The sequence below is a fragment of the Segatella hominis genome (assembly GCF_004535825.1).
Lineage (GTDB): Bacteria > Bacteroidota > Bacteroidia > Bacteroidales > Bacteroidaceae > Prevotella > Prevotella hominis.
On the sequence record NZ_SGVY01000012.1, the window covers coordinates 20,384 to 32,660 of the forward strand.

The 12,277-nt window shown below is 42.6% G+C and carries 9 protein-coding genes; 1 reads left to right on the top strand and 8 read right to left on the bottom strand.

Going from position 1 to position 12,277, the window contains the following annotated elements; all coding sequences use genetic code 11:
* Positions 1-7: 7 nt before the first annotated feature.
* From EXN75_RS06155 to EXN75_RS06175, 6 genes are all read right to left on the bottom strand, one after another.
* Positions 8-1,363 carry a sodium-dependent transporter gene (locus EXN75_RS06155; protein ID WP_134843169.1) on the bottom strand — a complete coding sequence of 452 codons (1,356 nt, stop codon included), beginning with the start codon at positions 1,361-1,363 and terminating at the stop codon, positions 8-10.
* Between the two features lie 61 nt (positions 1,364-1,424).
* Entirely contained in the window at positions 1,425-2,798 is a 1,374-nt protein-coding gene (locus tag EXN75_RS06160) for a sodium-dependent transporter (RefSeq protein ID WP_118118101.1), read from the bottom strand.
* 166 nt (positions 2,799-2,964) lie between these two features.
* Positions 2,965-3,465 (bottom strand): CYTH domain-containing protein, encoded by a 501-nt coding sequence (locus EXN75_RS06165; RefSeq protein ID WP_118118169.1) that lies wholly within the window; start codon positions 3,463-3,465, stop codon positions 2,965-2,967.
* A 62-nt stretch (positions 3,466-3,527) separates the two neighbouring features.
* On the bottom strand, positions 3,528-3,677 hold the full coding sequence (locus tag EXN75_RS17620) for a hypothetical protein (RefSeq protein ID WP_167639464.1): 150 nt from the start codon (positions 3,675-3,677) through the stop codon (positions 3,528-3,530).
* A gap of 26 nt (positions 3,678-3,703) precedes the next feature.
* The gene (gene prfB, locus EXN75_RS06170) at positions 3,704-4,825 is read right to left on the bottom strand and encodes a peptide chain release factor 2 (RefSeq protein ID WP_022110146.1); all 1,122 of its coding nucleotides are present in this window, start codon (positions 4,823-4,825) and stop codon (positions 3,704-3,706) included.
* 60 nt (positions 4,826-4,885) lie between these two features.
* Positions 4,886-6,694, bottom strand: a complete 1,809-nt coding sequence (locus EXN75_RS06175) for an AMP-dependent synthetase/ligase (protein ID WP_118118099.1) — start codon at positions 6,692-6,694, stop codon at positions 4,886-4,888.
* A gap of 132 nt (positions 6,695-6,826) precedes the next feature.
* On the opposite strand from EXN75_RS06175, the gene EXN75_RS06180 reads away from it, so the two are divergent.
* Positions 6,827-7,891: a M20 family metallo-hydrolase gene (locus EXN75_RS06180; protein ID WP_134843170.1), complete on the top strand. Its 1,065-nt coding sequence runs from the start codon at positions 6,827-6,829 to the stop codon at positions 7,889-7,891.
* 54 nt (positions 7,892-7,945) lie between these two features.
* On the opposite strand, the gene EXN75_RS06185 is transcribed toward EXN75_RS06180, so the two are convergent.
* Both EXN75_RS06185 and EXN75_RS06190 read right to left on the bottom strand, forming a co-directional pair.
* Positions 7,946-11,233, bottom strand: coding sequence for an alpha-amylase family glycosyl hydrolase (locus EXN75_RS06185; RefSeq protein ID WP_134843171.1), 3,288 nt, complete (start codon positions 11,231-11,233; stop codon positions 7,946-7,948).
* 12 nt (positions 11,234-11,245) lie between these two features.
* Positions 11,246-12,064 carry a starch-binding protein gene (locus EXN75_RS06190; protein WP_167639465.1) on the bottom strand — a complete coding sequence of 273 codons (819 nt, stop codon included), beginning with the start codon at positions 12,062-12,064 and terminating at the stop codon, positions 11,246-11,248.
* Between the last annotated feature and the right edge of the window lie 213 nt (positions 12,065-12,277).

Here is a 12,277-nt window from a genome sequence, read left to right on the forward strand (position 1 = left end):
TTTCAAATCAAAACACTCCTAACTGATGCAGGAATATAGTTAATATACATAATGGACAAACGATACGCACCATAAAGAGATAAACACCGAAAAGAGAACCTTTCAAAGTTCCCCAATTCGTAAACTCATCGCTGACCACTTTTTTCGGCACATACCAACCTAAGAAAATACAGGTTGCAAAGGAACCCAGCGGCATAAACAACTGAGAAGTAAGATGGTCGCAGAAATCAAGAAAGTTCAAATGAAAGAGACTCAGTTCTGGCATGGCTCCACAAGATAAAGAACAGAAGATACCAATAATACAACAGGTGATAGTCTCTACCCAGGCACCCTTCTTGCGAGTTACTTTCAACTCCTCATAAAACATGGCAGTACCGATTTCGTGCATAGAAATAGTGGAAGTCAATGCTGCCAACACCAACAATGCGTAAAACAGTACAGAAATAACATACCCCACAACAGGCATAGAACCAAATGCCTGTTGGAAAACATTAGGCAAAGTGATAAAAATGAGTGAAGGACCACTATCCGGATTAACACCTACAGAGAATGCTGCTGGGAAAATCATCAGTCCCGCCATGATGGCAATAATCGTATCTATCAATGCTATCTGAGTGGCAGATTTCAAGAGATTGGTTTGTCTGCTAAAATAAGAAGCATAGGTACAAAGACAAGCGGTACCGAGGCTCAAGGAGAAGAAAGCCTGTCCCAAAGCCTCCAGCATCACATTCTCATCCACTTTTGAAAAATCAGGCTTCAACAGAAACTCTATACCCTTGAATGCACCAGGCAGAGAACAAGACGAGATGACCAAAACAATCAGTAAGACAAAAAGCATTGGCATCAATATTTTGGAAGCTTTCTCTATACCATTGCGCACACCTTTGACTACCACACAATGGGTAATCAAGATAAAAGCAATCGTCCAAAAAGTCGGTTTGATGGGATCAGAAGAGAATTCTACAAAATATTGCTTCACATAACTGACATCTCCATGAATACCTCCCAACAACGAAGCATAAAGATACTGCAGGCACCATCCTGCCACTACCGCATAAAAACCCAGGATAATCATGGACGTAACAACTCCCATGACACCTAATATTCCCCAAGGTTTTCCATTTGAAAGATTATGATAAGAACGCGCTGCATTAGCAGCAGAATGACGTCCGATAATAAATTCACCTACCATACCAGGAATACCCAGCATGAAGATACATACCAAGTAAATGAGAATGAAAGCAGCACCTCCATTCTGTCCAGTCATATAGGGAAAACGCCAGACATTTCCCAAACCTACTGCAGAACCAGCAGTAGCCAGAATGACTCCCAGCTTGGAGCCAAAACTTCCTCTATTTTCCATTTCGCTAAAATTCTAATGAGTACTCCATATTCATCATGGTAAAGTACTCATGGGTTATTAATTACAAGATTCCGTCCAGGATTCCCAATTGATTCAGGAACACCAAGAGAATTAGAATAGGACAAACGAACCGCACCAAAAACAGATAAATACCAAAAAGATTTCCCTTTAAGGTTCCCCAATTGGTAAACTCATCCTTCACTAACTTCTTCGGTACATGCCATCCGATGAACAAGCAGGTAAGGAAACCGGCTATAGGCAAGAAGATCTGTCCTGTAACAAAGTCAAACCAATCAAACAAGGTTTTACCCAAGAAGGTCAATGAATCTGTAGCACCCAAAGAGAGCGAACAGAAAGCACCGATAATTGCACAGGAAACCGTAACGATAATTGCTCCTTTCTTGCGGTCTATCTTCAGTTCTTCATAGAAGAAAGAAGTATTCACCTCATGCAATGACATCAGCGAAGTAAGTGCAGCCAATGACAAAAGTATATAGAACAACAAGGAAACAAGCCATCCCAGAACAGGAATAGAAGCAAAAGCCTCATTGAATACATTCGGCAAAGTGATGAAAATCAAAGAAGGACCACTATCTGGAGATACACCTACCGAGAACGCTGCAGGGAAAATCATCAGACCGGCAAGAATCGCGACCAGAAAATCGATGAGCGAGATCTGCAATGCCGATTTGAAGAGATTGGTTTGTCTGCTAAAATAGGATGCGTATGTACAGATACAGCCCATACCTATACTTAAGGAATAGAATGACTGTCCTAAAGCACCTAAGAAAACGCCTCTATCTACCTTTCCAAAGTCTGGTTTCAAAAGAAACTCAACACCTTTTCCTGCATCTGGCAACAGACAAGCAGCTGCCACGATGATCAGCAAAAGGATAAACAGGATAGGCATCATGATCTTAGATGCTTTTTCTATACCGCCTCTCACTCCATGAATAATCACGAAATGACAAATCAGGAAAATTACCACCGTCCACATGACAGGCCGGATTGGATCTGAAGAGAAATCCTTGAAGTAATTAGCCACAAAAGCTGGATCACCATGCAATTCTCCCATGACGCTGGCATAGACATATTGCAAGCACCAACCAGATACAACTGCATAATAACCCGTGATCAGGAATCCAGTAAGCACCTCCAGATATCCGATCCATTTCCATGAATTACCATTGGCCACTTTGGTATAAGCACGAGCCGTATTGGATGCTCCATGACGACCGATGATAAATTCGGATATCATACAAGGAATACCCAACAGGAGTACACAACCAATATATACCAAAATAAAGGCGGCACCACCTTCCTGCCCAGCCATGTAAGGGAAACGCCATACATTACCAAGTCCAACAGCACCACCAGCTGTAGCAAGTATCAAACCAATCTTGCTACCAAAACTTCCTCTACTATTTTCTGTCATTTGAAATACTTTCTCTTTATACGAGTGCAAAATTATAAAATAATTCGCATTTAAACGTATAAATCGAAAGTAAATATCTCAAATTTGTTCACTTTTTGCAATTTTATGCCTTTTCAGATACTTTTTTATTACTTTTATTCCGAAAAAGCGACAGAAACCGTACCCCTTAACGATATTCTTCTGGTAGAGTATTGCGCCAAACCACAAAAGGGAAATTCAATAAATGTGAATTATAGAAGCGCTTATCACCAGTCACCTCCATTCCGATGAAATCCGGTTTCACGTAGGCTTCGTTTTCATCACTAAGTTCTACCTCAGCCATGACAAGACCTTGGTTGTCTCCATAGAACTCATCCACTTCAAAAGTATGCTTACCACTCTTCACCAGATAGCGACGTTTATCGATGACACCGCCCTTGCAAAGTTGCAAGAGATGTTGAGCCTCATCCATGGTGATTTCCTTTTCAAACTCATAACGCGTCATTCCTCCATTTACAGACTTACCTTTGATCGTAAGATAAGCCTTGTCATCACGCGTACGTACCCTCACCGTAGCTCCATCAGCAGGAATATAGCCCTGCTGAATATGGCTATTAGAAAAGGCGGCGCTTTTATATGCGTCGCCCTTCTTTACGAGGAATTTTCTTTCAATTTCTAATCCACTCATAGTTTCCATATTAGAAACAGGAAATCACAGATAAAGATAACTTCCCATTTCCGGTTCATAAATTATGCGATAGAAGATGCATAAATAGCGAAGATAATAGCCAAAGCTATCAACACGCCAAATATCCACTTGATGACTTTCTCACCTTTCGCAGCCTGCTTCTTCTCATAAGCAGCATGCTTTGCTCTTCTTAAGTCCTTATTACTACTCATAGTCTTTTAATATTAGGTTATTATTACTATTCTTCATTCTCGGAAGGGAATTCCATCAGGTATGCCTTGATAAATCCGTCTATCTTACCATCCATTACACCATCAACATCCGATGTCTGATAATTGGTACGATGGTCTTTCACACGACGGTCATCGAAGACATAGCTTCGAATCTGACTTCCCCACTCGATCTTTTTCTTACCAGCCTCTATCTTAGCCTTAGCTTCGAGACGTTTCTTCATGGCACGGTCGTAGAGTTGACTCTTCAAAAGCAACAATGCCTTGGCACGGTTCTTCGGCTGGTCACGCGTCTCAGTATTTTCGATAAGGATTTCCTCTTCCTCACCCGTATCAGGATCCGTGTACCAATATCTCAATCGGACACCAGACTCTACCTTGTTGACATTCTGTCCACCCGCTCCACTGGAACGGAATGTATCCCAAGACAACTTGGCTGGATCTACAAACACTTCGATGGTATCATCTACCAATGGGGTAACGAAGACACTGGCGAAACTGGTCATACGCTTACCCTGAGCATTGAAAGGAGATACACGCACCAGACGGTGCACACCATTCTCACTCTTCAAGTAGCCGTATGCAAACTCGCCACCCTCAATCGTCATGGTAACACTCTTGATACCAGCCTCATCACCTTCCTGCATGTCGGTAATGGTCACCTTATATCCATGAGCCTCAGCCCAGCGCATATACATACGCATCAACATCGAAGCCCAATCCTGACTCTCCGTACCACCGGCACCAGAATTAATCTTGAGTACACAGTCCATAGGGTCCTCCTTCTGGCGAAGCATATTCTTCAATTCCAAATCTTCTATCGCCTTGATAGCCTTGTCATAGTCAGTATCCACTTCCTCTTCGGTCACCATCTCATCTTTATAGAAGTCGAAAGCAAGTTGCAGTTCGTCAGCATAGAGACGTACTTGCTTATAGCCATCCAGCCATTTCTGGATGCCTTTTACTTTCTTCATCTGCTCCTGAGCATATTTAGGATCTTCCCAAAAGTCAGGAGCCTGAGTGCGGAGCTGTTCCTCCTCAAATTCTACTTTTTTCTGGTCTATATTCAGATAACGATGGAGAGCGTCAGCACGATCCATCACATCTTTCAACTGGTCAGCTGTTATCATTTTTATTACCTTATCCTTTAAATAACTTCCTGTTTCTTTTTCCGATACTTCACCATGAAGTTACTCTTCATACATCTTGTCTATCTCTGCCTTATAGTTTTTATTGATAACTGGTCGGCGAATCTTCAGCGTATTGGTCAACTCTCCTGCTTCCATAGAGAAATGGTGAGGCAAAAGCGTGATACGTTTGATCTGCTCATAATAAGCCAAATGCTGCTGAAGGATCTTGACGCGCTCCATCAACATCTTCTGTACCTTCTCGTTGGCACAAAGTTCTTCTCTTCCAGAGAAAGGAATATGATGTTCACGAGCCCAGTCTTCTACCAATCGGAACTCAGGTACAACCAAGGCAGAAACGAACTTACGCTGGTCTGCAATCACGGCTACCTGATCGATGAATTTATCCACCAAGAGCAGAGATTCTACCTGTTGAGGAGCAATATACTTACCATTCGAAGTCTTAAAGAGATCCTTGATTCGTTCAGTCAAGTACAACTCTCCGTCCTTCATATAGCCGGCATCACCTGTATGGAAGAAACCTTCCTCGTCAAACGCATTTGCATTTGTCGTATCACGATGGTAGTAGCCCTTGGTAATAGTAGGACCTTTCAACAAGACCTCATTGTCTTCACCTATCTTAATCTGAATATTAGAGATAGGACGACCTACGGAACCAATGGTGAATTTCTTATCCAGATGAACACAGGAAACCGTAGCAAGACTTTCGGTCAAGCCATAACCTACCACCATTCCGATACCAACAGAAAGGATGAATTCCTCAACTTCAGGACTCACGTAAGCACCAGCAGTAGGGAAAATATTAGGATTCTCCAAGCCCAACTGCTTGCGCACCATGCTCAAGACTGTCTTATTGACTACCTTATATTCAAGTTCAAGTGTCAAAGGAGGACGCTTACCATTGGCAAGATATTCCACATTACGCTTGCGGCCAACAGCCAAAGCGTGATTAAACAGTTTCTTTTTGAACGAAGGAGCCTCATCCATCTTAGCCTTCACAGCAATATACACTTTCTCCCAGAATCGGGGCACACTACACATACAAGTAGGATGAACCTCTCGCATGCTTTCCTGTATCTCATGAGGGTAAGTGTTGATAAAAAGTCGTGCACCTTCACTCAAGCAGAGGTAAGACCATGCACGTTCAAAGATATGTGTGAAAGGCAGAAAGTCGATGACACGGTCCTTCTCGGTGACAGGGACACACTCATCATTTGCCTTCAAGGCAGCATGATACTGTCCGTATGTAAGCATCACTCCCTTGCTATCACCAGTAGTACCACTGGTATAGAGGATATCAGCCAAATCATCCATATTTGCCTGCTTATAAAGTTCCTCCACTTCAGTCTGGCGAGGAAGATTCTCACCCAACTTGATAAAATCCTTGAAATATAAAGCTGCGGGATCATGAGTACTGATACGTACACTGGAATCAAAGATAACGATGCGTTCCAAAGATGGACAAAGCGCAAAAACACGATGAGCCTTGTCATACTGTTCCTGTTCACCTACGAAGAGGATACGCACTTGGGCATCGTTGACCATATATTGAATTTGTTGCTCACTACTTGTAGCGTAAAAAGGAATAGCACAAACTCTCACTCCGTATGCTCCAAAATCAGTATATAGATAATGTACACAGTTCTGTGAGAACACGGCAATCTTGTCCTGAGGCTTCAAGTTCAGGTTGAGCAATGCGTTGCTAACTTGTTTCACTCTCAGAGAGAACTGATTCCACGAAACAGTTTGCCATTGTTCACCGCCAAACTTCTTAAAAGTAAGCGCTGGTTTATCACCGTACTTTTTAGCCAAGTCGTGAATCAGTACTGAAAGATGACTATTGATTTGCATAAGCTTTTGTTATTTATATGGGTGCAAAGATACGGCAAATAGAGGACAAAACAAAATAAAAATGGCATTTTTTCCATTTTGTCTGCTCTTTTTTTCGTAACTTTGCCACAGAATTCAAAAACGAGGGAGATTATGATGACACAAGAACAATTCACCAATGATGCCGTTGAGCTGCTGAAGAAGCTCATCGCCACCCCATCTGTAAGCCGTAATGAAAAGGATGCTGCAGATATCATGGAACAGACGATCCGCAGTTATGGTTTTGCACCTCAGAGGGAAGCCAACAATATTTGGGTGATTGACCCGCACTTTGATGAAAGCAAACCTACTTTGCTGCTCAATGCACATATTGACACGGTAAAACCTGTAGACTCATGGCAGCGCCACCCCTATGCTCCTACCATAGAAGGCGACCTTCTTTATGGTTTGGGCAGCAACGACTGCGGAGGCGGACTATGCTCACTACTACAGATATTCAGAATGCTTACAGAGAAGCCACAGAGCTATAACCTTATTTATCTGGCTTCTGCTGAAGAGGAAGTATCGGGCAAAGATGGTATCAGCCGTGCTCTACCGCTATTGCCTAAGATAGACCTCGCCATCGTTGGTGAGCCAACTGGCATGAATCCAGCTGTAGCAGAAAAGGGGTTAATGGTCTTAGATGTCATCGCTCATGGCAAGAGCGGTCATGCTGCCCGTAACGAAGGAGTAAACGCTATCTATGAGGCACTGGATGATATGCGCTGGATTCGTGATTACAAGTTTGAGAAAGTAAGCGAGTTCTTAGGTCCTACCAAAATGACATTAACGGTAGTGAATGCAGGTACTCAGCACAATGTGATTCCAGACAAGTGTACGATGCTGGTAGATATCCGCACCAATGAATTTTATGACAATGAGGAGGTCTATCATTTTATCTGCCAGCACTTGAAGAGCGAAGTAAAGGCTCACAGTTTCCGTTTGAAATCATCCCGTATTGATCCTGAGCATCCTCTTATTAAGAAATGTATAGCCATGGGGATGAAGCCTTTCGGCAGTCCTACCCTTAGCGACCAGGCGCTGATGTCGTTCCCATCCTTTAAGTTGGGACCAGGCGAGTCTTCCCGCTCCCATTCCGCAGATGAGTTTATCAGAATAAGCGAAATAGCTGATGCTATTGCCAAATACAAAGAGCTCTTAGATGGCGCTGCCATCTAAGAGCTCAATTCTATTCATCTATTATATTATTTATTATACCTTATCTATATAACATTACAAGGACTTGCCAATATAAGCGAAAGGAACGGTGATATTGTCGTCATCTTCCTTCTCGTTTGTAGTAGAAGGATCTCTTGAATAAGACTGATCGGCATTGTCGCTCATACTTGTGTCGTAAGGCAGACAGTCCATACCACTTGTACCAAAGGTAGCTACTAACATCACACCCAATCCCTTGCTTGCCACATCGGCAGCTGTAACACCAAGCTTAGCTAAAGGAATCGAGATTTCGTAATGGAAATCGTATTGGGAAGACTTGTGTCCTAAGGTATTGAAATCTACATAAGTAGATGTACCCTTTGTCATATCACCTACAAGACGGTTCTGTGACTTTCCATAACATTCTTTAACACCCTTTATCGTTTTGCTGAGAATACCCATACCATACTTCACAACAACACCTGTCTCTTTATAGGCAACCTCTTCTAAAGCATTTAATCCTGCACTGCTTCCACCATAAATGAATGGACCATTGGTGTTATTGGTTGAGAATACCACTACCTTGTTGACTGGGCTTTCGCAAGTAATGCCACTATCCCATAGAGTTCCACCTGCTGTAGTCTTACAATGATTGCCTATTCTTGTAGAGGCATTATTGGTGTTGATGCCGATAAAGAATGGCATATTGTAATTTTTGAACAGCACACCATTACTGAGTGGAAAATCTGCTTCTGGAGCTACCACATCTTGAACGTTGGTCATCTCCCACATCAGATAGAGGTTATTATCGTCATAGCAACCATAAAGTGCATAGAGATCGACAGGATTCTCGTGCATGGAAGCATCCATATATACACGTGGGTCGTCATTGGCAGCACCCTGTGCTATAATCATACTCTCATCCCAATCGCTGATATCACCATCTACAGTAATGGTTTTCTTAACACCTGCACCATTTGGATTGGTCTGATACTGAGCATCCAGACTCTGTGGATTAGGGGTAGGTGCTGGAGTTGGTTCAGGCTCTGGAGTTGGAGTTGGCTCTGGTTCTGGTGCTGGAGTTGGCTCTGGCTCTGGTTTTGGTGTTGGAGTTGGAGTTGACTCTGGGTTTGGGTTTGGAGTTGGTGCCACTACAGCACCTTCGTTTACTACCTTTTCAGCAGAAGCATTTGCGCCATTGATAGCAGTACCAGGAGTACCATCGTTGATAAAGAACTTAGCATTGAGGTATGCTGTAGGAATCATTGCCTTATACCATCCTGTCTTACCATTATGAGAAGCAGAAGCATCGTAAGTCATCTTTACACCTGGCCATGCGGTAGAAGATGTTTTACCATTATAGAAGTAGCAATAAACATTCTCCCAGTTGGAAGCGTTATCGAAGTAAACATACTCTGGATCAACGATCTCATCTTCATGTACCTTGGTCACAGTATTGCTGTATGTTCCGTCAACATAGTAGCCGTGGTTGACAAACTCCACGTCAGCAGTTATCTTATTTCCATTACCATCCAAGAAAATGATTTGAGTAGGAGCACTTGTCTCGGTGCCATCATAAGTCCACTTGAAGACATTCTTTCCAGAAACGCTCTTACCTACAAGAGGCAACTTTTTATTGATAGCATCATTCCATTTACCAGCATGCTCAATTACAGGACTAACCTTGTCATTCCATACATATACGGCTGCTGCCGCATTGGATGTCTCTAAGAAACAGGAGATTTCATCAGCCTTGCCCAATTCAGGAACGTAAGCCTTCACTTTCTTGTAAGTTACCGAACCACTTTCGGTCTTGCCATCCTTGTCGGTTGCACCCCAAGTGATAGTAACATTCTTACCATAGGCAACATCAGCACCTACAGTAAACTGCTTGGCTGCAGTAAAAGTCTGCTTAGCACCATCATTCACCTGAATCCAGGCAGAAACAGCATTCAAAGGAGTAGCAGTCACAGTGAGAGACTCATCAGAGAAGGCTGTACCATCAGCTGGATTGAAAACAACCTCAGGAGTCAGCACGATAGGACCAGCATTATAGATGACAGCAATACCTGACTCGCCAACATGACCAGAGATTGTAGAAGCATTGACGGTGAAAGCACCACCGCCTACCATATCCTTATAAGTACCAGACTTGAGCCACTTGCCGTCGCCAGCACCATTGGCTACAGTCACGTCACGGTCAGAACCACTTCCCAATACGATAATAGCGCCACTCTTACGAACCTGAGCACAAACGCCATTACCTTTTACATAATAGTTAGGCTCGCCGGCACAAACGTTGTGCATGTGGTTTACCTGAGCTACTTCAGCATCTTTGAAGTGAACACTTCCCTTATCGCCAAATCTGATATCATTCTTTGCCTTCTGAGCAGGACGGGAGAAATAAAGAGCGGTAGCTCCATTATTACCAGCTACGACTGCATACGCACGGTCGATAACATTCTGGCTCTTATTCTTTGACTCACCACCATCGTTGGCATAAGTATCATGGCTTTCACCCCAATAAACCAACTTTTCTGTCTTTGCCTTTCTCTGATTGAAATTACCTACAGACTCGTTGATAGAACCACCAGCGAAAGAATTGGCAAAGCCGTTACCATAACCATTATCAGTAATGCTCATGTATGTCTGATACTCTGGGAAAAGAATATTATCATTACCACCAGTACCATCAAGGATTTCACCATAGTTGTACATGGTCTGATCCACCACATTCTTCATAAAAGAATCGCCTTCAGAAGGCAAACCGATGTGCTTGATAGCATCCCAACGGATACCATCCACGCCACAGGCTTTCAAGTCCTGGATGTACTGACTGATGATGGCTTGCACAGTAGGATTGTTGGTATCGAGGTCCCACATTCCAATCATACCAAATGTAACCTGATGGCGGTCATTCCAGTTACCCACACCAAATCGTTCATGATAGAGACTCTCATCCTTCAATCGTGCAGCCACGTTAGGATGGTCGGTATGGTTGGCAACAACATCCACAATCACCTTAACCCCATACTCATGAGCCTTAGCACAGAGAGCCTTCAGGTCAGCTTCAGTACCAAGACCATTACCTATCTTAAAGTCGTATGGACGATAAACATCATACCAGACGGATCCTTTACCTGCTCTTTCGTGAACAGGAGAAGTCTGAACGGCAGTAAAGCCTGCCTTGGCGATATTAGGAATTTCTTCCTGGATATCTGCCAATGTCCAGTCGAAACAATGAAGGATGACACCATCCTGAATATTGTCTTTAAGACCATATTTGTTGTCTGCAAAGATGTTGGATGCCATGGTGAACAGCATCACCAACATCAGAAGACCATAATTGATTGTCTTTTTCATAATCTGCTATTATTATCTGATGATTACTTTTTTACCATTGTGAATATAGAGACCAGCCTGAGTAGGCTTCTTGATGCGGATACCAGAGATGGTGTACCAAGCATCATTTGTTGTCTTCTTGACATCTGTCATAGTTGTAGTCTCGATAGCCGTTACAGTACCATTCACATAAACGGTTTCACCTGCAAGATTAGAAGCTGCTGCTCCATTATTAATAACGAAATAACCAGTAAAGAATGCCTGAGGAACTTCTACTGTATAATAACCTTTTTTGCCATTATACTCAGTTTCGTTGTCAAGTGACATTTTCATACCTGGCCATTCCTGCGCTGCAGTAGTACCATTGTAAATGTAGCAGTAAACATCCTTAAGATTGGCTGTACTATTGTCGAAGAAAACCATCACCTTGCCAGCAGGACCTTCAATCGTCTTGGTATATTTACCTTCTACGTAATAACCATGATTCTTGAATTCCTGATCACCGCCATTCAGCTTCTGCCCACCATCATGAGTAAAAATCACACCAGTAGGAATTTCAGTACCAGCTGTATATGTCCATTTAAAGACATTCTTGCCATCTTTAGTTCCCATCAAGGTCATGGCATCTCCAGGCCAAGCAGCAGTAGTAAACTGTTTAACCTTGTCATTCCAGGCCCAAATCTTGGCATTGTCATAACTTGTCTCCAAAAACACAGAGACCTCATCTTCAGTAACCGCTGGCGTATAGTCGTTTGCCATTACGGCAGCCGAAGAAGGCTGAACAACTAAGCCATTAAATGTCATGCCAAAAAGCAAGACAAGCAAGTTAAATAATAAGTAATTCTTTTGCATAATTAAGTTTAAGATATTTAGTTGCGAATTTATTCCGTTTGCAAAAATATCCATAAATTCCCTAACTATTAGCAAGATATTAAGAAATTCCCAAGTTTTTCGTGAGCAAACGTTTGCACAAATATCTGAACTTTTGAACAGGTTTTCAAGAAAGTGTTTCTTACAAAAAAAAATCCTTATATATAACAACAAAAGATGGCGGCCAACAAATTA